The organism is Kouleothrix sp. (assembly GCF_046328425.1).
In the GTDB taxonomy this organism is placed as follows: domain Bacteria; phylum Chloroflexota; class Chloroflexia; order Chloroflexales; family Roseiflexaceae; genus Kouleothrix.
Genome location: NZ_JAXLWP010000007.1, coordinates 160909 through 183067, shown reverse-complemented (window position 1 = coordinate 183067; position 22159 = coordinate 160909). Strand labels below are relative to the sequence as shown.

Sequence of the window (22159 nt, the reverse complement as noted above, 5' to 3'; positions counted from 1 at the left end):
GCACTATCGCCATGTCCTACCGCCTCTACATCGCGCTCACATGGGCCGTCAACACGATCTCGTTCTTCAACCTGATCGCGTTTCTGTGGCTGGGCCTCACCGTGCTGCTGAACGCCGAGCGCCGCCGCTGGGGCACGTGGGTGGCGGGCGGCGGGCTGATCCTGGCCGGGCTGTTTTTCGCCGGGCACTCGGCAGTGGTGAGCCACGCCTACGATACCTTCGGCGGCTTCGGCGCCGACACCGAGTTTTGGTGGCGCGCCAGCTGGCTGCCGGTGGTCGGCGCGCCGTACCTCTGGTATCTGATGACTGCCTGGTACACTGGGGTGCTCAGTTCGCTGCGCCAGCGCCTGTGGGTCGTGCTGGCCGGCGCGCTCGGCTGCGGCGCGCTGATCTCGCTGGCGGTGGCCAACCCGCTGCCCAGCTACGACGAAGTGCTCTCGCGCTCGCCGCTGAGCGTATTCCAGTTCGCCGGCCTGCCGGTGGTGGCGCTGATCTACCCGGTGTACAGCGCGCTGTGCATCCTGCTGGCGCTGGCGGCGCTGCGCCGCCCGGCGGCCTCCGAGCGCTTCATGGGCGACGAAGCGCGCCGCCGCGCACGGCCCTGGCTGATCGCCGCCTCGCTGGTGCTGCTGCTGGCCGCGCTGGCGCTGGGCGTGGCCGTGGCGGTGTTTCTCAGCCGGGTGCAGAGCCGCCTGCTCGGCACGCATATCGTGCGCACGCTGTTCGTGCTGGTGGGCTTCGATCTGCTGATCTGCGGCCTGATCGCCGTGGCGATCGTGCTGATCGGCCGCGCGATTGTGTCCTACGAGATCTTCACCGGCAAGGCGCTGCCGCGCGGCGGCCTGTTTCGCTACTGGCAGCGCAGCCTGGTGCTGGCCGCCGGCTTCGGCGCGCTGATGGGCCTCAGCATCAGCCTGCCGGCGCTGCGCGAGTTCGACCCGATCTACCGCGTGCTGCTGGCCACGCTGCTCATGACGCTATTCTACGCGCTGCTGGGCTGGCGCTCGTACGCCGACCGCGAGCGCAGCATCGGCGCGCTGCGCCCGTTTGTCGCCAGCCAGCGCCTGTACGAGGGCATGCTGCGCCCCGGCGCCCCGCCCGAGGCCGGTATCGCCGCGCCGCTCGATGTGCTCGCCGCCGAGGTGCTCGACGCCCGCGTGGCCTACCTGGCCGCGCTTGGCCCGCTGGCGCCGCTGGTAGGCCCGCCCATGGCCGCCGGCCAGCTTTCAGCCCACACCCCGCCCGACGACGCAGCGCTGGCCGCGCTGGCCGGCCGCTTCGGCTCGCCGCAGACGATGTGCGTGCCGATCGAGGCCGGCATGTACGGCGGCGCGGTGTGGGGCGTGCCGCTGTGGAGCGAGCGCGGCCTGATCGGCGCGCTGCTGCTCGGCGAGAAGCGCGACGGCGGCCTGTATACCCAAGAGGAGATCGAGATCGCCCGCGCCACCGGCGAGCGCCTGATCGATACCCGCGCCAGCGCCGAGATGGCCCGCCGCCTCATGGCGCTGCAGCGCCAGCGCCTGGCCGAAAGCCAGGTGCTCGACCGGCGCACCCGCCGCGTGCTGCACGACGATGTGCTGCCGCAGCTGCATATGGTGATACTGCAATTGGCAAGCTCCAGGCTGCCGGGCGACTCTTCGGAGAGCCTGCAGTCCACGCTCGACAGTCTGCAAGCGCAGCTCGGCGATATACACCGCGAAATCTCGAACCTACTCCACGCGCTGCCGCCTACCGCCGCGCCCGAGGTTGCGCGCCTTGGGCTGATTGGCGCGCTGCGTCAGGCGATCGACGGCGAGTTCGCCAGCGCCTTCGACGGCGTGGCCTGGTCGATCGACCCGGCCGCCGAGCACGCGGCGCGCGCGGTGCCGCCGCTGGCCGCCGAGGTGCTGTTCTACGCCGCGCGCGAGGTGGTGCGCAACGCCGCGCGCTACGGCCGCGACGGCGACGCCGCCCGCCCGCTGCACCTGGCGGTGTCGGTGGCGTGGCGCAGTGGCCTCGAGCTGGCGATCGAGGACGACGGCGTGGGCATGGGCGCTGCCACGGTGGCGCAGGGCAGCGGCCACGGCCTGAGCCTGCACTCCACGCTCATGGCCGTGGTCGGCGGCACGCTGGTGGCCGAAAGCCAGCCCGGCGCGTATACCCGCGTGTCTTTGTCGCTGCCCCAAGCCAGCCTATAGCACCGCGTCGAGCGCCTGCCGCAGGTCGGCGATCAGGTCCTCGGGGTGCTCGATGCCGATCGAAAGCCGGATCATGCTACTGGTAATGCCCCCATCCAGCCGATCTTCAAGGTCGACCTCGGCATGCGTAAGCGTGGCCGGGTGCTCGGCCAGCGACTCGTTGCCGCCAAGGCTTACCGCCAGGTGAAACAGGCGCAGCGCGTTCAGAAAGCGAAACGCCTGCTCTTCGCCGCCGCGAACGTCGAACGAGATCATGCCGCCTGGCGCCAGGCATTGCTTGCGGTAGATCGCAAACTGCGGGTCGTCGTCGCGCAGGTGGCCGAGGTAGTACACGCGCTCGACTTTGGGGTGATCGGCCAGGAAATCGGCCACGCGCCGCGCGCCCTCCATCGATGCGGTCATGCGCAACTTCAGCGTTTCCAGGCTGCGCGTCAGCAGCCAGGCGGTGTGCGGGCTGGGCATGCCGCCAAGCATGCCGCGCATGAGCTTCACCTGCCCGATCAGCTCGGCGCGGCCCAGGCACGCCCCGGCGATCACGTCGCTGTGCCCGCCGATGTATTTGGTTGCTGAGTACAGCACGAGGTCGGCGCCGTGCGCCAGTGGGCGCTGGAACAGCGGCCCGAGAAACGTGTTGTCGACGGCGAGTAGCACCTGGCGGTCGGCCGTCGAGTGCGCGCGTGCCACCTGGGCGCAGTAGCCGATGTCGGCCATGGCGTTGCTGGGGTTGCAGGGCGTCTCGATATAGATCATTTTGAGGTGCGCGGCCACTGCCGGGTCGCGCAGCGCGGCCGCGATGCCGGCTTCGCCGTCGAGCAGGCGGAAGCCGACGGGCCGGATGCCAAAGCGCGTCAGAATGCGCTTGGTGAAGTAGTCGGTGCAGCCGTAGCTCGGCTCGCCGTGCAGCAGCACATCGCCGGGGCTGAGAAACTGCAGCAGCGTAAAGCCGATCGCGGCCATGCCGCTTTCAAACACCGCGCAATCCTCGGCGCCGTCCCACACGCACAGCCGGCGCTCGAGAATCTCGAGGTTCGGGTTGGTTTCGCGGCTGTAGATGTAGGTATTGCTGAAATCTTCGTCGGGCTGCTGCGGGCGCAGGTTGTTGATTACCTCGCCGTAGGCTTTGCCAACCTCGGCGCTAGGGAACGAAAATGTCGAGGTCATGTAGATCGGCGGCTTGACGCTGTGCGACGCCAGCGTTGGGTCGTAGCCGTGGCGCATCATCAGCGACTCGGGGTGCATGGTTGGGTTGGGCGGCTGGTGTGTTTTCATAGTGGCCTCCTTTGTGTGCCAGGCCTCGGTGCCTCGCGCGCCCATTCTACCGCGCCTGCCGCCACGCGCATAATAGACTTTAGCGCGCGGCAACGTTGGTATAATGCGGATGCTTTCAGAAGACACACTGTATGGGGCGGCATTTATGATCCAGGCATTGATCTTCGACTTCGACGGCCTGCTGGTCGACACCGAGACACCCGCGTTCGAAAGCTGGCGGGTGATCTACGCCGAGCACGGCCACGACCTTTCGCTCGATCTGTATCAGCACGCGCTTGGCACGAGTCACGGCTTCGACCCGCTGGCGCACCTCGAGGGCCTGATCGGCCGCCCGCTCGATCGCGCCGCCGCGCTGGCGCACCGCCGCGCGGTTAAGTCGGCGCTCAGCGGCGAGCAGCCGCTGCTGCCGGGCGCGCTGGGCCTGCTCGATCAGGCCGACGCGCTGGGCCTGCCCTGCGCCGTGGCCTCGAGCAGCGACCGCGCCTGGGTCGAGGGCTGGCTGGCGCGCCTGGCCATCCGCCAGCGCTTCGCCTGCGTGCGCACCGCCGATGATGTGGCCCGCACCAAGCCCGCGCCCGACCTGTTTCTCAGCGCCGCCGATTGCCTGGGCGTGGCGCCGGCCGCTTGCCTGGTGTTCGAAGATTCGCCTAATGGCATTCTCGCCGCCGGCGCTGCCGGCATGCGCTGCTGCGTGGTGCCTGGCGCGCTTACGGGCCGGCTGGCGCTGCCGCCCGGCGACATCGTGCTGCCCGCGCTCGACGCCCTGCCACTCGCCGAGCTGCTGGCGCGCTGGTCCTAATTGACAGGAATTACGCGGTCGCCTGCGATATCGGCTCCTTCTGCCTGCGGCAGCATGGTACTTCGCTTTCTTTTGTGCTGAGAAGGTGGCGCAAAGCGCCACCTTCTCAGCACCCTCCATGAAAAAGTACCGCTCTGCCGAAGGCAAAAACGCGCACCGCGTAAGTTCTGTAATTGACATGAGGTACGCGGTGCCCTCTCGCGTGGGAGGCTTGGAGGGCGCAAGCCCTCCAACATCACTTTTTGGTTGGTCGCGGCCACGCGGTGGCCGCGACCAGCCAAAAGGAGAGGGCGGCTTTGCCGCCCCCGAACCCCCACCACGTAGCTCGTGTAATCGAGCGAAGTTGCTATAAAATCAGCCGCTACGCCTCTTGACAAACTGGCAGCCTGCAGGCTATACTAACATTGACGTGAACGTCAAGGTGGCACATCAATGAAAGAAAAGATGCGTATCGGAGAGTTCGCCGAGCAAGCTGGCGTAACTCCACGCACAATCCGATACTACGAAGGCCTGGGCTTGCTCGGGCCGAACGAGCGCGAAGGGCACGGCTTCCGCTACTACACCGAAGCCGAGCTCACCCGGCTCAAAAAAATCGACGCGCTGAAGCAGCTAGGCTTATCGCTCGAAGAGATCGGCGAGGTTCTGCCACTCTATTGCGACGACCCGACCGGCGTACGCGGCAAGCGCCGTGTACTCGAGATCCTGCGGCGCCAGCTCTCCGAGACCGACGAAAAGATCGAAACGCTCCAGCAGCTGCGCTCTGATCTGCAGCTGAACATCAGTCGCATTCAAGCACATCTCGAGCAGCAGCGCTCGGGCTAAAAAATTTTGCCGAAACATTAACGTTGACGTTAACGTTTTGGCGCGATGATCGCCACCATTCACAATGATGTGTAAGGAGGAACCGATGAGTCCCGACCATGCCGAACTGTACCATCCGAAACGCTCCGACCGCTCGCCGATCGCTCACGACGATGCCAGCCTTCACGTTGTTCTCTGGGCTATCTGGGCGCTAGTAGTGGTTGGCACGGCCCTGTGGAATTGGTATGCCGATTACGCGGCCAGCCGGCCGCTGAACCTGATGGGGATGGCTGTATATACGCTTCTGGCCGGCATCGTCGGCCTGCTGGTAATCACGCTGCTCGAGCAGTGGTTCAACCCGCGGCGCTTTGTCGATTAGCCAGGGCCGATCTGGGGGTAGGTAGCGCATGCCGGCGACATCGTCGCCGGCATCGTTTTGAACACAAGGAGAAGCGTGTCATGCGGGTTGGTTTGCAAGTACCGAAGTTCACCTGGCCGGGCGGCGCGGCGGAGATTGGCGAGCGCCTGGCGACGATCGGCCGTACCGCCGACGAAGCCGGGTTCTACAGCCTGTGGGTGATGGATCATTTCTTTCAGATCGGCATGGTTGGCCCGCCCGAGGAGCCGATGCTCGAGGGCTATAGCGCGCTCAGCTTCCTGGCGGGCGTGACCAAGCACGTGAAGCTTGGCACGCTGGTGACGGGGGTGATCTATCGCTGGCCGGGCGTGCTGGTGAAGACGGTGACGACGCTCGACGTGCTCTCGGGCGGGCGGGCTTACTTTGGCGTCGGCGCGGCCTGGAACGAGCAGGAGTCGCGCGGGCTTGGCGTGCCGTTCCCAACGCTGAAAACGCGCTTCGAGCAGCTGGAAGAGACGCTGCAGATCGCCCACCAGATGTGGCGCGGCGACCGAGCGGCCTATGCCGGCAAGCATTTCCAGCTGGCCGACCCGCTGAATAGCCCGCAGGCGATTGCGCGGCCGCACCCGCCGATCATGATTGGCGGCGGCGGCGAGCAGAAGACGCTGCGGCTAGTGGCGCAGTATGCCGACGCCTGCAACCTGTTCGCGCGCATGGGCAACGGCGTGCTCCAGGCCAAGCTCGATATTCTCAAAGGCCACTGCGAGGCGGTCGGCCGCCCCTACGAGGCGATCGAGCGCACCGCGCTAGGCACCGTCAACCTGGCGCCGGGCGCCGATACGCCCGCCAGCGTAATCGCGCTGTGCCGCTCGCTGGCCGAGGTTGGCATCCAGCACGTGATCTTCAACATGCCGAACGTGCACGAGCTGGCGCCGCTCGAAACCTTTGCTCGCGAGATCATTCCCGCCGTGGCCGAGCTGTAGCGCAGGCTCTCTGGTCTGGGGTTTGTGCGAAGTCGGCCCTCATCCCCTTCCCCTCTCTCCCCGCTCGGGAGAGGGGGGATTATTGTTGGGGTGGTCAAATGACGTTGCACGAGCCCTGCGCTCTGGTCGCGCCGGCGCGAGCGTGAAAGAAGACCGCCGCGCCAACAAAAACACGTGTCGCAGTATCAATGCCGACGGGCGATCGACATGCATACTGCGACACGCATCTATTGTACGCTGCTTCGCACCGAAATGCGATAGCGGCGCCGCATAGGCGGCTAGGCGCTGGCGGCCTCGGCCGGCTGCTCAACTACCTTCACCAGCTCAAGCTCGATCGCGATCTTCACGTCTTCGCCCACCAGCCAACCGCCGGCCTCGAGCGCCACGTTCCAGCCCAGGTTCCAATCCTTGCGGTTGATCTTGGTCTCGGCGCTGAAGCCCGCGCTGGTCGTGCCCCACGGGCTCTTGGCCAGGCCGGCGAACTCCAGGTTCAGCACCACCGGCTTGGTCACATCCTTGATCGTCAGGTCGCCGTACAGCTTGCCATTCGAGGCGTCGAGCTGCTCAACGCGGGTGCTCTTGAAGGTGATGTAGGGGTAGGTGTCGGTGTCGAAGAAATCCGGCGAGCGCAGGTGGCCGTCGCGCTTCTCGTCGCGCGTGTTGATGCTGGCGGCCTCAATCTGCACCTCGACGCTTGCCGCAGTCGGGTTCTGCTCGTCGGCGTCGACCGTGCCGCTGAACTTCTCGAAGACGCCACGGGCCGTCGAGATGCCCAGGTGCTTCACCGAAAACTGAACAGTCGAGTGCGAACCATCAATAACCCACGCCATGGGAGCGCTCCTTTTGTGCTGTGTCGGCGGCGCACTCGCGCCGCGTATCTGTAGCTACTATAGCGCTGCAGCGTGACGCCGGCGTGAACAAGAGCGTAAACACAGCGTTAAAGCTCGCCAGAAAAACGGCTTCTTGAAATCGGGCGCCTATGCGGAGGCGTCGATCTCGGCGCTGATCCGGTCGATCTCGCCGAGCAGGCGTTTGCGCCCGCCGCTCTCGGCGATCGCGCGCGCCTCAGCCAGCGCGGTGTGGGCCTCGGCCGGCGGCAGCAGCGGCGCGAGCCAGATGCGGATCAGCGCGGCCAGGTGCTGGGTTCCCAGAGCGTCGGCCTGCGCCAGGGCGGTCGAGAGCCGGTGAATCGCCAGGGGCTGCTGGCCGCGCCGGATGGCGAGCAGCCCAAGGTTTGCGGTGATGCCGGCGATGCGCTCGCGGATGTTCAGCCGCTCGGCTAGCGCCAGCCCGTCGTCGAACCAGCGCTCGGCCGCGTCCAGGTCGCCGTGGGCCAGCGCGATCTCGCCAAGCGTCGAGTGCAGGTAGGCTTGAAAGCCAAGCAGGCCATACTCGCGCGCTAGGCTCAGGCCGGTAGCGGCGTACTCGCCGGCGCTGGGGTCGCCTTGGAGCATCAGGTGGTAGGCCAGGTTATTGAGCGCCAGCAGCCGGTGCGGGATAATCGTTGGCTGCTCCTCGGCGATTGCGAGCGCCCGGCGGTAGTACTCGATCGCCTGCGGCAGGTCGCCCTGCTGCGCCGCCAGGCTGCCTAGCTCGAAGGTAATATGTGCCAGGTGACTCGGGTCGGATTGCGCCGCGCATGCGCCAAGGGCGTTTTGCAAGTGCTGGCCGGCGCCGGCCAGGTCGACGCCCTCGATCGACAGGGCGGTGCCCCAGACCAGCTCGGCGCTGACGGCCTGGCTGGGCGAGCCGCGCGCCAGCACCGCCTGGGCCATAGTGATCGCGTCGGCGTAGCGCGCCTGCGAGATCAGCGCCTGGGCCAGCTGCAGCCTCGCCTCGCTCGCGCTGGCGGCGTCGCCGAGGGCCTCGGCCAGGTCGACCGCCTGGCGCAGTGCTTCGGTGGCCTGGGCTGGCGCGCCGGCGAAGATATATGCTGTGCCGAGCGCCAGCGAGATGCGCATCCGCCCGGCGGCGTCGGCGCCAACCAGCGCCTGCTGGTAGAAGCCGATCGCCTCGGCCCACGCCGACAGGTCGGCGGCGCGCTGGCCGGCAATCAGCGCGTAGCGCGCCGCCCGCTCGGCGGCTTTGCCTTCGGCGAAGTGCGACGCGATCAGGCCGGCGTAGTCGGCCGGCGCGTCGGCGTGGAGCAGCGCGAGCGCTTCGGCAACCTCGCGATGGATGGCGCGGTGGCGCGCCTCGCCAACTTCGCGGTAGGCCACCTCCATGGTCAGCGGGTGGTCGAAGCGGTAGCCCAGCCCCTCGCCCGGCGCCACCAGCCGGCTGGCGCGCAGCTCGTCGAGCGCGTCGAGCGCCGCGCTTTCGGCTAGCCCGGCGGCGCGCGCCACCACGTCGAGCTCGAACTCGCGCCCGATCGCGACAGCCACGTCGAGCACGCGCCGCGCTGCGTCCGACACGCTGGCGAGGCGCGATTCGATCAGGCTGTAGACACTGCGCGGCACGACTGGCGCGTCCGATAGCGCCGAGAGGTTCACGGCGCCGTTTGGGAGCACAACCTGGTGTTCGCGCGCATAGCGCACCAGCTCGCTCAGGATGTACGGGTTGCCGTCGGCATTGCGGTTCAGCCACTCGGCCAGCGGGTAGGCATAGGTTGGGCTGAGCTGGCGCGCCAGCGCAAGCGTATCGTCGGGGGCGAGGCGGCGCAACGGCACGCGCAGCAGCCGATCCTCGCGCGTCAGCGCCGTCACCAGCGCAGCCAGCGGCGATCGTGGCGACACCGCGCGCGCCGTGGCCAGAAATACAAGCGGCGCGCCGGTGGGCTGGCGCACCAAGTAGCCCAGCAGCGCCAGCGTCGAGGCGTCGGCCCAGTGCAGGTCGTCGAGCAGCAATGTCACCGGCTGGCGCCGCGCCAGCGCCAGCAGCAGCTGGTTCAGCGCCTCCCACAGCCGCGACTCATTGCCGCCCGGCACGATCGTGTCGAACACGCCGGGGTCGTCTTCGGCGTGCAGCTCGGGCAGCAGCCTTGTCAGCTCGCGCAGCCAGATGCCGGGCAGGCCAAGCTCGCCGATCATCTGCGCCGCGCCAGGCTGGCGTGTCAGCCCGCGTAGCGCCTCGATCACCGGCTGGTATGGCAGCGCCTGCTCAAGCTCGCGCGCCCCGCCGATCAGCGCAACCCCGCCGTGGCGCTCGATAAACGCGCTGGCCAGGCGCGTTTTGCCAATGCCGGGCTCGCCTTCGATCAGGCCCAGGCGCCGGCTCGCCGCCAGGCCGCCAAGCTGCGCAAGCTCGGCGTCGCGGCCGGTGAAGGGCAGCACATCAGACGATGGACGATAGACCAAGGACAAAGGATGCGGACGCTGTGCTTGAGCAATCTCTTCGTCTTTGGTGTTTCGTCTTTCGGCCTCCATAGACGAAGGACGATAGACCGAGGACAAAGGATGCGGACGCTGTGCTTGAGCAATCTCTTCGTCTTTGGTGTTTCGTCTTTCGTTCTCCATCGGGAGGGCGTCGGTGATGATCGCGTCGTAGAGCGCGCGCGTCTCGTCCATGGGCGGCACGCCCAGCTCGTCGTCGAGCAGGCGGCGCAGCTGCTCGTAGCGCCGAATGGCGGCGGCGCGGTTGCCCGCGTAGTACTCGGCGCGCATTGCGGCGCGCTGCAGATCTTCCTGCAGTGGGCTGAGCGCCAGCGCGCGCTCAAGCGCGTCGAGCGCGGCCGCGTAGTCGTGCTGGGCCTCGTGGCGCTGCGCCAGCGCGGCGTAGCCGCGCTGCGCGAGCTGGCGGTAGCGCTCGCGCAGGCCCTCGGCCCAGCTTTCGAACTCTTCGCAGTCGGGCAGGCTAAAGCCGGCCAGAAAATCGCCGCGGTAGAGCGCCAGCGCGGCGGCCAGCGGCTCGGGCGCGCCGTTGGGGGTGGCGATGGCGCGCTCGAAACGGCGCGCGTCGACAACCGTCGCCGGCGCGAGCGCCAGCGTGTCGTCGGCGGCCTCGATCGCCGGGCCGAGCTCTTTGCGCAGGCCATACAGCGAAGTGCGTAGCACCTGCTGCGCCGACGCGCGGTCTTGGTCGGGCCAGAGCAGGGCCAGCAGCTGATCGCGCAGCACCGGGCCGGGCTGCGCCGCCAGGTAAAACAGCAGCGCCCGGCTTTTGCGCCGCGAGATGCTGAGTGCTCGGTCGTTGAGCAGGAGCTGAGGTGGGCCAAGCAGTTGGATCGATAGCATGGCACGATTATACCAGATTGCGCATCGGCAGGCGGCGCGCGGCTTTGACGCTGCCCGCCATGCCTGCTAGAATGCGGCTATTCGCAATAGCTTGAGGGGCACTATGATCACCGATATCTCCGCGCTTGAGGCGCGTTTTCTGCGCTATGTTCAGATCGATACCCAGAGCGACGAGGAGTCGGCGAGCGTGCCGAGCACTGCCAAGCAGTACGACCTGCTGCGGCTGCTCGAGCGCGAGCTGCGCGACATGGGCGTGGCCGACGCGCGCATCACCACGCAGGGCTTTGTGATAGGCAGCATCCCCGCCACCGCTGCCGGCGCCGTGCCGCGCGTGGCGTTTCTGGCGCACGTCGACACCGCGCCGGCCTACAGCGGCACCGGCGTCAAGCCGATCGTGCACCGCGCGTATGCCGGCGGCCCGATCGCCCTGCCCGACGACCCAGCCCAGGTGCTGCGGCCCGAAGACAACCCCTACCTGGCCCAGAAGCTCGGCGACGATATTGTCACCGCCAGCGGCACCACGCTGCTTGGCGCCGACGATAAGGCCGGTGTGGCGATCATCATGGCGCTGGCCGAGCACCTGCTGGCGCACCCCGAGATCCCGCACGGCGAGGTGCGCGTGTGCTTCACCGTCGACGAAGAGATCGGCACCGGCATTAATAGCCTTGACTTAGCCGACCTCGACGTCGATTACGCGTACACGCTCGACGGCGCCGAGCTGGGCGAGCTGGTGTACGAAACCTTCTCTGCCGATAAGGCCGTGGTCGCGGTTACCGGCGTCTCGATTCACCCCGGCTCGGCGTTCGGTAAGCTGGTGAATGCGCTCAACCTGGCGGCCAAGATCGTCGACGCGCTGCCGCAGCACACCCGCACGCCCGAGACCACGCGCGACCGCGAAGGCTTTGTGCACCTGTACCAGATGCGCGGAACGGCGGCACAGGCCGAGCTATCGTTTATTCTGCGCGATTTCGACCGCGACGGGCTCGAGCGCCACGGCGAGCTGCTGCGCGCGGTGTGCGCGGCGGTGCAGGCCGGCGAGCCGCGCGCAAGCATCAGCTGCACGATCACGCCGCAGTACCGCAACATGCGCTACTGGCTCGAAGACGATATGCGCCCGGTCGAGGTGGCCACGCGCGCCATGCGTTCGCTGGGCGTCGAGCCGTTCTCGCCGCCCATCCGCGGCGGCACCGACGGCTCGAAGCTCACCGAGCGCGGCCTGCTGACGCCGAACATCTTTACGGGCATGCAGAACATCCACGGCCCGCTCGAGTGGGTAAGCCTGCAGGATATGGCCAAGTCGGTTGAGGTATGCGTGGCGATTGCGCGCGGCTGGGCCGTGGGCTAGCGCCGGTATGCTTCACCATTTTCCAAAGGTACGCTTTTCGCCTACGGCAGCTAACAGCAGGCTACCGCAGGTTCGATCCAAGTTTTCAGGACGAAAGACGAATCAGCGGCGTCTTTCGTCTTTCGTGAAACCCGGTTCGGATGTGTGATAGCCTGCACTAAGCATATGAATAGACAGCGAGGCTTACTGTGAGCTATGTTGTGTGGATTTTGATCGGCTTGGGCGTCGCGCTGCTGTTTGGGCTCGGCGCGCGCCCGCTGGTGGCGCGCTCGGGTGCGGGGCTGTTTGCGGGCGCGTTTGGCGCGCTCATAGGCGGGGCGATCGGCGATGGAGTGCCGCAGGTGCTGGCTGGCGAGCTAACGGTCGGCAGCGTGATCGGCAGCCTGATTGGCGCGGTTGCGTTCTGCTGGGCGATGCGGCCGCGCGCGACGTAGGACGAGTAGCTTGCAGGCTACGGCGTATCAAGCTATACCAGCGCTGATCACTTGCTGTATTGCTGTATTGTGGGGGTTCGGGGGGGGGGGGGGCCCCCCCCCCAAAAATCTTCTCTTGGTGGGGCGAGTATGATAGCAAAGCTACCATACTCGCCCCACCAGGGAGGTTCGGAGGGACAGAGTCCCTCCGGCTCCCCTATTTCCGATCAAGCCTCATACACTGGAATGCTGGTTTGAAACATACGTAAGCTGTGGATGCAAGCACAATGATGGAAACACAACCGTCTCAGCCCGGAGCGATCGCCCTGGTGGGCTCGGGCGAGTACCTGCCGCAGATGCTCGACATCGACCGTTTCCTGCTGAGCACGCTGGCCTCGGCGGCGCCGCGCGTGGCGCTGCTGCCAACCGCCAGCGGGCTCGAGCTGGGCATGCCCGAGCGCTGGAACACCATGGGCGTCGATCACTTCCGCGCGCTCGGCGTCGCCGCGACGCCGGTGCACCTGGTAGGCGCCCCCGACGCCGCCGACGAGCCGGTGCTGGCCGCGCTGCGCGGCGCCGATATGTACTACTTCTCGGGCGGCAACCCCGAGTATGTGATCGAGACGCTGCGCGGCACGCCGGCATGGCAGATCGTGCACTCCGCCTGGCGCGCGGGCGCGGTGCTGGCCGGCTGCAGCGCCGGCGCGATGATGCTGGGCGGCTACACCCTCAGCGTACGCTCGGTGATGCGCGGCGATGCCCCGCGCTGGCTGCCGGCGCTCGGCGTAGTGCCCGAGCTGGTGCTGATGCCGCACTTCGACCGCGTCGCCGACTTCGCCGGGCAGGCAATGTTCCGCGCCATCCTCGCGTCGGCCCCTGCCGGCCTCACATTGGTCGGCGTCGACGAAGATACCGCGCTGGTGCGCACCGGCACGCCTGGCTCGTGGCGCTGGCAGGTGCTTGGCCGCCAGAGCGTCTCGGTGTTTAGCACCGCCGGCGAGCGCGCGCGCTACCACGCCGGCGACGACGTGCCGCTGCCGTTCGCGGGCTGAGCTGGCACATCCGGCAGTGCTTCTGGCACGCGCTGATACAGAGTGTATCGGCGCGTGCTTGTTGTTTCTCCGCATACCAGTGCACTACGCGCCCCTATTCTGCGCGCTCGCGCAGCTGCCCCCGTGCCTGAACACGCATTGAACATCCATGCCTAGACGCGCAGCGCGCCGGCATGGTACCGTAGCCTCGTGTTAAAAATCAGTTAAACGGCAGCACACGAACAGGAGCAGCGCAATGAGCATCTCGCAAACGGCATCAACCGCGCCCGAGCGCCCGCGCGCCAGCCGGGCCAAACAGCTGGCCGTGCTTCAGCTGGTGCGCTACCCGCCCCGGCCGAACGGCGCCGCAGCTGCGACCGCGCTTGCCGCGGGCGCCGGCCTGGTGCTGCTGGGCGGCGCGCTGGCGCTGGGTATCGCCAGCCGCGATGTCGTCGGGCTGGTGCTGGCCGCGTGGCTCGCGCTCTGGCTCGGGCTGCATCTGGCGCTGCGGCGGCGCGTGCTGCGACTCGGCCGCACGATGCTGCTGGCGGTCGCGCTCGCGGCGATCGGCGCCACCGGCTGCGCGCTCGCGCTGATCAACGGCATTTCTGCGAGGTAGCTTCGGCACTTCGCTTGCCATATACATTGCTGCTTGCAACCAAATCAATAGCACACGGAGGATCGCTATGCGTACAATCGTACTATCGCGCACCCTGGTGTGGATCGGCATCGCGCTGATCCTCGCCACTGGCCTCATTCACCTGGTCGAGGCGCCCGAGAACTACGAGGAGGCTGCGTACAAGGGCGTGCTGTTCTTCCTGAACGCCGCCGGCGCGCTGATCGCCGCGGCGGGTATCTTCCGCCGCCAGCGCAGCTGGGGCTGGTCGCTCGGCGCGCTGATCGCGCTCGGCTCGATCGTCGGCTATGCCATCAGCCGCACGATTGGCCTGCCCGGCCTCGAGGTCGACGACGAGTGGCTCGAACCGATGGGCGTGGCCTCGCTGCTGGCCGAGGGCCTGTACCTAGCGCTGTACGCCTATGTGCTGGCCCAGCCGATCACCGTGATGCCGCGCGCGCTCGAGCGCGCCGGCGCGCAGGGCCGCTAGCCGATACAAGCCCGGCCCTGCGGTGCGGGCGTGGGGGCGGTGCAGCCGCCCCCCACGCCCGCAAGAAAACCCTATATCCCAAACGATTGGAAAGTGCTATAATACACCCTATTCGCGCGCTGGCCGCATCTTGGTGCGCGCGGGCAACGTTATATTCATATGTAGTAGAGGCCATGGCGGCCAGCCGTGAACAAGGGTCGATGTGCTGGTCGGGCAGATGCCCGCTGCAATCGGCGCTTTTTGATTCATTGGTATCTTTTCGCATCCGTGGAGTCAGGAAATGAGTGTGATCGAAGCCCAACCCGCCACGCGGCCAGCGAGCGTCGATGCGCGCGGGCCAATCGTCAACGACTTTGCGATCGTTGCGGCCACAGTCAACGGTTCAGGAAGCCAGACCGCCAACAACACGCTGATCCGAGCTATCTTCAAGATGGGCGTGCCGGTGAGCGGCAAGAACCTGTTCCCCTCGAACATCGCCGGCCTGCCTACCTGGTACACCATTCGCGTTAGCAAGCAGGGCTATATCGCCCGCCGCGAGGGCACCGAGATCGTGGTGGCGTTTAATGCCAAAACCGCCGACGACGACCTCGCGGCGCTGCCGCCCGGCGGCGTGTGCGTGCACCCCGACGATATTAAGTTCGCCAATCCGCGCGCCGATGTCACCAGCTACGCCGTTCCGCTCAAAGAGCTGCTGAAACAGGTCAACCCGCCGTCCAAGCTCAAAGATTACGTCGCCAACATGGCCTACGTCGGCGTGCTGGTCGAGCTGCTGAGCATCGACATGGACGAGATCGTCGCCGCGCTCAACTACCACTTCCACGGCAAGGCGTCGGCCATAAACCTGAACCTGACGATGGTCGAGGCTGCGCGCGCCTGGGCCCGCGAGCACCTGGTGAAATCCGACCCGTACCGCGTCGAGCGCATGAACTTGACCGCCGGCCAGATCTTGATCGATGGCAACTCGGCCGCCGGCCTCGGCGCGCTGATGGGCGGCGTTACAGTGGTGGCCTGGTACCCGATCACCCCCTCCACCAGCCTGATCGACGCGGTGAATGAGTATGCGCCGCAGCTGCGCCGCGACCCGGACACCGGCAAGCCGACCTACGCGATCGTGCAGGCCGAGGACGAGCTGGCCGCGATCGGCATGGTCGTGGGCGCCGGCTGGGCAGGCGCGCGCTCCATGACTGCCACATCAGGCCCGGGCATCTCGCTGATGACCGAGTTCGCCGGTATCGCCTACTTCGCCGAGGTGCCCGCCGTGATCTGGGACGTGCAGCGCATGGGCCCGAGCACTGGCCTGCCTACGCGCGTCTCACAGGGCGATGTGCTCACCGCCTACACGCTTGGCCACGGCGATACCCGCCACGTCTGCCTGCTGCCCGGCACCATGCGCGAGTGCTTTGAGTTTGGCTACACCGCCTTCGACCTTGCCGAGCGCCTGCAGACGCCGGTGTTCGTGCTGAGCGACCTCGACCTGGGCATGAATAACTGGATGACCGAGCCGTTTGATTACCCCGCGCAGCCGCTCGACCGCGGCAAGGTGCTGAGCGCCGACGAGCTGAAACAGGTCGAGCGCTGGGGCCGCTACCTCGACATCGACGGCGACGGCATTCCGTACCGCACGCTGCCGGGCAACACCAACGCGCGCGGCGCCTACCTCTCGCGCGGCACCGGCCATAACGAGTTCGGCCAGTACAGCGAAAAGCCCGCCGACTGGCAGAACAACCTCGATCGCCTGTCGCGCAAGCACGACACCGCACGCAAGCTCGTGCCGGCGCCGGTTGTCGACGAAGTCGCGGGCGCGCGCGTCGGCATCATCGCCTACGGCTCCACCGACGCGGCTGTGCAAGAAGGCCGCGACCGGCTGCGCGACGGCGCCGGCATCGCCACCAGCTACATGCGCCTGCGCGCCCTGCCGCTTGGCGACGCGGTGAGCGAGTTCGTGGCCAAGTACGAGCGCGTGTATGTGATCGAGCTGAACCAGGATGGCCAGATGCACCAGCTGGTGCAGCTGCACGCCCCCGAGCAGGCCGGCAGCATTCGCTCGGTGCGGATCTGCAATGGCCTGCCGCTCAGCGCGCGCTTTGTGGCCGAGGCGATCGTCGAGCAGGAACGCCAGTAACTACCCAGCTAGGAGTATAGATATGACTGTCGATACAAAACCCGCGAACGGCCGCCCGGCGAACATCAACCTGATCGGCCTGACCCAGACCGAGTACCGCGGCGGCGACTCGACGCTGTGCCAGGGCTGCGGCCATAACTCCGTCACCAGCCAGATCATCGCGGCGGCTTTTGAGCTGTCGCTGCAGCCCAGCCAGATTATCAAGATGAGCGGCATCGGCTGCTCGAGCAAAACGCCGGCCTATTTCCTCAACCGATCGTACGGCTTCAACACACTGCACGGGCGCATGCCCTCGGTTACCACCGGCGCGGTGCTGGCCAACCGCAGCATGCTCGCGATCGGCATCAGCGGCGACGGCGATACCGGCAGCATTGGCCTTGGCCAGTTCAAGCACATGGTGCGCCGTAATGTTCCAATGGTCTATATCGTCGAGAACAACGGCGTGTATGGCCTCACCAAGGGCCAGTTCTCGGCCACCGCCGATGTCGGCCAGCAGCTGAAGTATGCCGGCACCAATGTGCTGCCGCCGATCGACGTGTGCATCGAGGCGCTCGTGGCCGACTGCGGCTTTGTGGCGCGCTCGTTCGCCGGCGACGCCAAGCAGGTGCGCGAGCTGCTCAAAGCCGCCATGAGCTTTAAAGGCACCGCCGTGCTCGATATCATCAGCCCGTGCGTCACGTTCAACAACCACCACGACTCGACCAAGAGCTACGACTACGGCAAGGAGCACGAAGAGCGCATTCAGGACATCCAGTTCATCCCAAGCTTCAGCGAGGTGCAGGTCGAGTACGACGAGGGCGAAGAGCAGATCGTGCAGATGCACGATGGCCCGGCGATCAAGCTGAAGAAGCTCGACCGCAGCTACGACCCGACGAACAAGTGGCGCGCGCTCGAGCTGCTCGAGAGCGCGCGGAACAACCACGAGTTTATCACCGGCCTGATCTATATCGACGAGCACCGGCAGACGCTGCCCGAGGTGATTCAGATGATCGATACGCCGCTCAGCGAGCTGGCGCCCGAGCAGCTGCGGCCCTCGCGCGAAGCCTTCGCCAAGGTGATGGCCGAGCTGTAATTCCCAGGCTGTATCCGGCTGATCCTTTGCTGTATGTGGGGGCTCGGGGTTGGCTTCGCCGCCCCCGAAATTCCTTTTGCTATGCCCTGCCCGGCTTCGCTGGGCAGGGCATAGCAAAAGAAGCGATCAGACGGAGCTGGTACGAGAATGGCGATGGTACCATCGTAGGATAGACTTTTACGCGGCGCAGCGCTATCATACAATCGGCTTACGGCCCCGGCTGCCTATCGCGCCGCCACGCCCCTGCGGCCTTGCCCGCGACGCTTCTAATGCTCGCTCGGTTTCAAGATGCATGTTCGTCATCTGCCTGGCGCGTGGGTTGTTTCAGCGTACGCGGGAGTTTCGAGGGTAGACGTATGAGCACTCCATCACCTCAGCCATTGCTTACCGGCCTCAGGCGTATTTTCACAGCCGAAACCGCGCAGAGCGCCCTCGATGCCCTGGTCGATCTCAGCACCACGCTCGTCGGCGCTCCTGTCGTAGCGGCGCTCAACGATCACTCGGCGCTGCTGTATAGCCCCACTCAGCCACTTCGCCAGCAGAATACCAGCCAGATGCTGGATTATGCGCTCAGCTGGCTGAACCTCGGCGGCCAATCTGCGACAAACGGCTCGGCGCCCGCCGAGCCGCTGCTGTGCCTGCCGATCGCGATCCATGGCGTTCAGCTCGGCGTGCTGTGCATCGCGGCCGACGCGGCACGGCTCAACGGCCACACCGCCGACGTCGATACCATGATCCTCGCGTTCACCCAAAGCATCCAGCGCCTGCGCCAGCAGTTCGAGGCCCAGGTGCTGGCCGATCTCAGCGCCCGGCTCGGCGCCACCCGCGATCCCTCGGCCCTGCTTCAGCAGCTGCTCGAGCAGATCAACCGCACGTTTGGCGCGACGAGCCGCATCTTTTTCCGCGACGAGCGCGCCGGCAACCTGATGGTGTTCGGCACCGCCGCCGAGCGGCTGACCGGGCTGCTACGCCTGCCACTTGCCGGCAGCATCGCCGGGTATGCCATGCGCCACGACCGCGCCGTGATCTGCTCGGGCGTCGGCCCCGAGGGCCATCCGGTATCCGAGCAGGAAACCGGCGTGGCGGAAGGCCATGTGTTGTGCGCTCCGCTGCGCTACGCCGGCCGCGCATTTGGCGCGCTGATGCTGGTAAATCCTGCCTCGGCGCTGGCGTTCAGCCAGGACGACATGCGCTTTCTGACGACGATTGCTAACGTCGTGGCGGTGCTCGTCGCTAATGCGCGGCTGTACATTCGGGCCGTGCGCGATGCGCTCACCGGCGCGTACAATCGCGGTGCGTTCAACAGCGCGCTCGAACAAAGCTGGCGCCGAGCGCAGCGCTATGGCGGCGGCTTTGCGCTGATCTTGCTCGACCTCGACGACTTCAAGCGCATCAACGACCGGTTTGGCCACTCGATCGGCGACCAGGTGCTCCAGTCGGTCACGCGTATCATCTGGGAAACGCTGCGTAGCGCCGATCTGAGCTTTCGCTATGGCGGCGAGGAATTCTGTGTGCTGCTGGCCGATGTGACCGACGGGCGCGTGGCGATGGCGATTGCCGAGCGCTTGCGCGCCGCCCTCGATTGCACACTGCTGGTTTCGGGGGTTGTGCAGGTGCAGATCTCGGCCAGCGTCGGGGTGGCAGTGCATCCACTGCACGGCGCTACCAGCCCGCGTAAGCTGCTCGACCTGGCCGATGATGCCGCATACCAGGCCAAGCGCGATGGGAAGAATCGCGTGGCTATGGCGCAGATGCCCACCGCGCTAATTGGGGCGCCGCTGGCCGATTAACCCTCTTGCGCGGCCCCACGAGCAATGCTATAATGCGCGGCCGTGCGATGAAAACCACTAGGAGGCTTCTTGGAAACCGCGCTGTACATTGCTCTGATCATCATTAGCCTGACGCTGATTGGCCTGGTCATCCTCCAGGGCCGCACCGCCGGCCTGCAGAGCCGCGATAGCAGCTCGATCTACCGCACCAAGCGCGGGCTCGAGAAGACGCTGCATCAGGCGACGATCGTGCTGGCTGTGGTGTTCCTGCTGCTTGCCCTGATCTCCAGCCTGCCGATCTTCGGCACTTCCACAGCGGTGCCCACCGGCCTGGGCGGCTGGGCCGGTCTGCTCTAACCGCCTGTGGCGCGGCGCATTCGCTGGCAGATCCTGATAGCTGCTTTCGGCGCGCTGCTGGTGCTCGGCCTCATGGGCTACCTGGCCGTCACCAGGGCGGCGGTGCTGCACCCGCTTGCCGGCGGCGCCTATGTCGAGGGCCTGCCGGCGGTACCCCAGCAGCTCAACCCGCTCCTGAGCGATGCTGCGGCTGATCCGGCGGCCGCCGATCTGCGGGCGCTGCTGTTCGACGGCCTTATGCGCATTGGCGCCGACGGCCGCCCCGAGCTGGCGCTGGCGCAGTCGGTGATCAAAGACGACGCCGGGCAGGTGTATACCTTTACACTGCGCTCCGACGTTGCCTGGCACGATGGCACGCCGCTCTCGATCGACGATGTGCTGTTCACCCTGCGCGCGATCCAGAACCGCAGCTTCGCCGGCGACCCGTCCGTCAGCGTGGTGTGGCGCGACGTGCTGGTTGATCAGGTTGGCGAGCGCAGTGTTCGCTGCACGCTGGCCGCGCCATTTGCGCCGTTTCTTAGCGTTGCGACTTTCCCCATCCTGCCGGCGCACCTGCTCGGCCAGCTTGAGCCGGCCGATTGGGCCAGCGCGCCCTTCAACCAGAAGCCGGTCGGCACTGGCCCTTACCGGCTGATCGAAATTAACTCCGAGCACGCGCTGCTGAACGCCAACCCGGCGTACTTCGGCGGTCGGCCGTTTATCGACGCGCTTGAGCTGCGCTTTTACGCCAGCAGCCAGCTGGCGCGCACCGCCCTGGCGCGCGGCGAGATCCAGGGCCTCGGGCTGCCCGGCTCGGGCGAAACAAGCCTGAGCGCGACACCGCGCGGCGATGCTCGCCATGCCATCCCGCTCGATAGCGCGGTGGTGCTGGGCTTCAACCTGCGCCGCGCGCCCTTGAACGACCAGGGGCTCCGCCGCGCGCTGGCCGAGGGGCTCGATAAAGATACGCTGCTCAAGCAGACGCTCGACGGCCAGGCGGCTCGCCTTGATACCCCTATCTTGCCCGGCTGGTGGGCCGCGCTCGAAGATCCACAGTGGTACGCTCCCAACCCGCAGCGTGCGGCCGATACGCTCGATACGCTGGGCTACAGCTTAGGCCCCGACGGCATCCGCACGCGCGATGGGCAGCCGCTTGCGCTGCCGCTGCTCACGCTCGACGACCCCGACCGGCTGGCGGTGGCGAATGAGATTGCGCGCCAGTGGCGCCAGATCGGCGTGCGCGTCGATGTCCAGCCGCTTGATGCCGAAACATTGCGCCAGCGCTTGGCTGCGCACGATTTCACCATGGCGCTGTATGGCCTGCAACGCCTCGGCGCCGATCCGGACGTCTATGAGCTCTGGCATTCGTCGCAGGCCGATGCCGGCACGAACTACGCCGGCCTGCGCGACGACCAGGTCGATCAGCTATTGGCCGACGGCCGGCGCGAGAGCGATGAGGCGCGCATCGCGATCTATCGCGATTTTCAGCGCCGCTGGGTTGAACTGGCGCCCAGCATTATGCTCTACCAGCCACTGTTCATCTACACTGCCCCGGTGGGCCTTGAGGGCCTGGATATCGATCAGGCTAACGCCCCTGCCGATATCGCGAGCAGCCACTTGCTGCTTGGCCGCGAGGGCCGCTTCCGTGGCGTCACCCGCTGGTTTATTCGCAGCGCTCGCGAGATCCAGGGCGAGCTGCGCTGACGCCCGGCGCCGCAAAACACACGACGACCGGCCGCTCGAACCGAGCAGCCGGTCGTTATGCTTAGGAGTTACGCACTTGCGCTCTTCGGCTTGCTCAAGCGACGAGATTGAGCCTGCGGCAGCGAGGTACTTCTCCATTTTGTGTACGCGGTTGTTCTGCGCTCCGCGCGAAACAACCGCATACAATATACGAGAATAGTACCGCTCTGCCGAAGGCTGAGCATGCCAACTGCGTAAGTCCTAATTCTATATGCTATCCCGCGAAGGCGGCGCGCTCAACGCCGCGCGCCAGCGTGCGCGCCTGGCCGCGCGTGCCGCCGGGCTAGGCCGCCTCGCGAAAGTACTGCCCACTCATCAGCTCGAAGACCAGCTGGTCCAGGGTGACCTCGGCCTCGTGATAGGTGCGCGCGAAGCCGATCAGCTCGCCATCCAGGTACATGGCGAAATCGCGCGTTTCCCGATCGTAGACGATCTCCTTGCGATACATGCTCTTACCTTCTTTCCTGTCTCATATATTGATGGTCGTTTGTATCGTCGTGCCGATAGTATAGCACAGGTGTTCTAAAAACGCAAGCCCCTGTTCTACTAGCATATTCGCTTGGTTTCGTACGCTTTGGTGGGGGGTGGGGGCGTCTCGCCGCCCCCGAATTTCTTTTCGAATCATCCCATTTGGTGGGGGCGCGGGCGGCAAAGCCGCCCCGC

Annotated in this window: 19 protein-coding genes; 15 read left to right on the top strand and 4 right to left on the bottom strand. The window is 66.5% G+C overall.

The window, feature by feature from the left end:
* The first annotated feature begins 11 nt into the window (after positions 1-11).
* Complete coding sequence (locus U0177_RS08100) at positions 12-2177, top strand: sensor histidine kinase (protein ID WP_409570102.1); 2166 nt, start codon at positions 12-14, stop codon at positions 2175-2177.
* On the opposite strand, the gene U0177_RS08095 is transcribed toward U0177_RS08100, so the two are convergent.
* Positions 2172-3446, bottom strand: coding sequence for a PLP-dependent transferase (locus U0177_RS08095; RefSeq protein WP_409570101.1), 1275 nt, complete (start codon positions 3444-3446; stop codon positions 2172-2174). The genes U0177_RS08100 and U0177_RS08095 overlap by 6 nt on opposite strands.
* Positions 3447-3591: 145 nt before the next feature.
* Here U0177_RS08095 and U0177_RS08090 point away from each other — a divergent pair, with 145 nt between their 5' ends.
* The 4 genes from U0177_RS08090 to U0177_RS08075 all read left to right on the top strand — a co-directional run bounded on the left by U0177_RS08090 (position 3592) and on the right by U0177_RS08075 (position 6387).
* The gene (locus U0177_RS08090; RefSeq protein ID WP_409570100.1) at positions 3592-4245 is read left to right on the top strand and encodes an HAD-IA family hydrolase; all 654 of its coding nucleotides are present in this window, start codon (positions 3592-3594) and stop codon (positions 4243-4245) included.
* A gap of 444 nt (positions 4246-4689) precedes the next feature.
* On the top strand, positions 4690-5067 hold the full coding sequence (locus U0177_RS08085; RefSeq protein WP_409570099.1) for a MerR family transcriptional regulator: 378 nt from the start codon (positions 4690-4692) through the stop codon (positions 5065-5067).
* Between the two features lie 85 nt (positions 5068-5152).
* On the top strand, positions 5153-5425 hold the full coding sequence (locus tag U0177_RS08080; protein WP_409570098.1) for a hypothetical protein: 273 nt from the start codon (positions 5153-5155) through the stop codon (positions 5423-5425).
* Positions 5426-5505: 80 nt separating this feature from the next.
* Positions 5506-6387: an LLM class F420-dependent oxidoreductase gene (locus tag U0177_RS08075; RefSeq protein ID WP_409570097.1), complete on the top strand. Its 882-nt coding sequence runs from the start codon at positions 5506-5508 to the stop codon at positions 6385-6387.
* Between the two features lie 278 nt (positions 6388-6665).
* Here U0177_RS08075 and U0177_RS08070 read toward each other — a convergent pair whose 3' ends face one another.
* Both U0177_RS08070 and U0177_RS08065 read right to left on the bottom strand, forming a co-directional pair.
* Positions 6666-7217: a YceI family protein gene (locus tag U0177_RS08070; protein WP_409570096.1), complete on the bottom strand. Its 552-nt coding sequence runs from the start codon at positions 7215-7217 to the stop codon at positions 6666-6668.
* Positions 7218-7364: 147 nt separating this feature from the next.
* Complete coding sequence (locus U0177_RS08065) at positions 7365-10559, bottom strand: ATP-binding protein (protein WP_409570095.1); 3195 nt, start codon at positions 10557-10559, stop codon at positions 7365-7367.
* Positions 10560-10662: 103 nt separating this feature from the next.
* Here U0177_RS08065 and pepT point away from each other — a divergent pair, with 103 nt between their 5' ends.
* The 10 genes from pepT to U0177_RS08015 all read left to right on the top strand — a co-directional run bounded on the left by pepT (position 10663) and on the right by U0177_RS08015 (position 21457).
* Positions 10663-11904: a peptidase T gene (gene pepT, locus U0177_RS08060; protein ID WP_409570094.1), complete on the top strand. Its 1242-nt coding sequence runs from the start codon at positions 10663-10665 to the stop codon at positions 11902-11904.
* 188 nt (positions 11905-12092) lie between these two features.
* Entirely contained in the window at positions 12093-12338 is a 246-nt protein-coding gene (locus U0177_RS08055) for a hypothetical protein (protein ID WP_409570093.1), read from the top strand.
* Positions 12339-12604: 266 nt separating this feature from the next.
* Positions 12605-13369 (top strand): Type 1 glutamine amidotransferase-like domain-containing protein, encoded by a 765-nt coding sequence (locus U0177_RS08050; protein ID WP_409570092.1) that lies wholly within the window; start codon positions 12605-12607, stop codon positions 13367-13369.
* Positions 13370-13604: 235 nt separating this feature from the next.
* Positions 13605-13967, top strand: coding sequence for a hypothetical protein (locus U0177_RS08045; RefSeq protein WP_409570091.1), 363 nt, complete (start codon positions 13605-13607; stop codon positions 13965-13967).
* A 67-nt stretch (positions 13968-14034) separates the two neighbouring features.
* Positions 14035-14454 carry a hypothetical protein gene (locus tag U0177_RS08040; RefSeq protein ID WP_409570090.1) on the top strand — a complete coding sequence of 140 codons (420 nt, stop codon included), beginning with the start codon at positions 14035-14037 and terminating at the stop codon, positions 14452-14454.
* A 280-nt stretch (positions 14455-14734) separates the two neighbouring features.
* A complete protein-coding gene (locus U0177_RS08035; protein ID WP_409570089.1) occupies positions 14735-16576 on the top strand; it encodes a 2-oxoacid:acceptor oxidoreductase subunit alpha in 1842 nt (613 codons plus the stop codon).
* Between the two features lie 22 nt (positions 16577-16598).
* Positions 16599-17648, top strand: a complete 1050-nt coding sequence (locus tag U0177_RS08030; protein ID WP_409570088.1) for a 2-oxoacid:ferredoxin oxidoreductase subunit beta — start codon at positions 16599-16601, stop codon at positions 17646-17648.
* Between the two features lie 356 nt (positions 17649-18004).
* Positions 18005-19438, top strand: a complete 1434-nt coding sequence (locus U0177_RS08025) for a GGDEF domain-containing protein (RefSeq protein ID WP_409570087.1) — start codon at positions 18005-18007, stop codon at positions 19436-19438.
* A 69-nt stretch (positions 19439-19507) separates the two neighbouring features.
* Positions 19508-19774 (top strand): preprotein translocase subunit SecG, encoded by a 267-nt coding sequence (gene secG / locus U0177_RS08020; RefSeq protein ID WP_409570086.1) that lies wholly within the window; start codon positions 19508-19510, stop codon positions 19772-19774.
* 6 nt (positions 19775-19780) lie between these two features.
* A complete protein-coding gene (locus U0177_RS08015; protein ID WP_409570085.1) occupies positions 19781-21457 on the top strand; it encodes a peptide ABC transporter substrate-binding protein in 1677 nt (558 codons plus the stop codon).
* Positions 21458-21779: 322 nt separating this feature from the next.
* Here the strand turns inward: U0177_RS08015 and U0177_RS08010 are convergent, their stop codons facing one another.
* Positions 21780-21944 carry a hypothetical protein gene (locus tag U0177_RS08010; protein WP_409570084.1) on the bottom strand — a complete coding sequence of 55 codons (165 nt, stop codon included), beginning with the start codon at positions 21942-21944 and terminating at the stop codon, positions 21780-21782.
* Positions 21945-22159 lie beyond the last annotated feature (215 nt).

Bases quoted from the DNA above. Each gene is read 5' to 3' on its own strand.
- U0177_RS08075 (WP_409570097.1), top strand. From the start codon at position 5,506: ATGCGGGTTGGTTTGCAAGTACCGAAGTTCACCTGGCCGGGCGGCGCG.
- U0177_RS08095 (WP_409570101.1), bottom strand. From the start codon at position 3,446: ATGAAAACACACCAGCCGCCCAACCCAACCATGCACCCCGAGTCGCTG.
- U0177_RS08085 (WP_409570099.1), top strand. From the start codon at position 4,690: ATGCGTATCGGAGAGTTCGCCGAGCAAGCTGGCGTAACTCCACGCACA.
- U0177_RS08100 (WP_409570102.1), top strand. From the start codon at position 12: ATGTCCTACCGCCTCTACATCGCGCTCACATGGGCCGTCAACACGATC.
- U0177_RS08050 (WP_409570092.1), top strand. From the start codon at position 12,605: ATGATGGAAACACAACCGTCTCAGCCCGGAGCGATCGCCCTGGTGGGC.
- U0177_RS08035 (WP_409570089.1), top strand. From the start codon at position 14,735: ATGAGTGTGATCGAAGCCCAACCCGCCACGCGGCCAGCGAGCGTCGAT.
- U0177_RS08090 (WP_409570100.1), top strand. From the start codon at position 3,592: ATGATCCAGGCATTGATCTTCGACTTCGACGGCCTGCTGGTCGACACC.
- U0177_RS08040 (WP_409570090.1), top strand. From the start codon at position 14,035: ATGCGTACAATCGTACTATCGCGCACCCTGGTGTGGATCGGCATCGCG.
- pepT (WP_409570094.1), top strand. From the start codon at position 10,663: ATGATCACCGATATCTCCGCGCTTGAGGCGCGTTTTCTGCGCTATGTT.
- U0177_RS08070 (WP_409570096.1), bottom strand. From the start codon at position 7,217: ATGGCGTGGGTTATTGATGGTTCGCACTCGACTGTTCAGTTTTCGGTG.
- U0177_RS08025 (WP_409570087.1), top strand. From the start codon at position 18,005: ATGAGCACTCCATCACCTCAGCCATTGCTTACCGGCCTCAGGCGTATT.
- U0177_RS08065 (WP_409570095.1), bottom strand. From the start codon at position 10,559: ATGCTATCGATCCAACTGCTTGGCCCACCTCAGCTCCTGCTCAACGAC.
- U0177_RS08010 (WP_409570084.1), bottom strand. From the start codon at position 21,944: ATGTATCGCAAGGAGATCGTCTACGATCGGGAAACGCGCGATTTCGCC.
- U0177_RS08080 (WP_409570098.1), top strand. From the start codon at position 5,153: ATGAGTCCCGACCATGCCGAACTGTACCATCCGAAACGCTCCGACCGC.
- U0177_RS08045 (WP_409570091.1), top strand. From the start codon at position 13,605: ATGAGCATCTCGCAAACGGCATCAACCGCGCCCGAGCGCCCGCGCGCC.
- U0177_RS08030 (WP_409570088.1), top strand. From the start codon at position 16,599: ATGACTGTCGATACAAAACCCGCGAACGGCCGCCCGGCGAACATCAAC.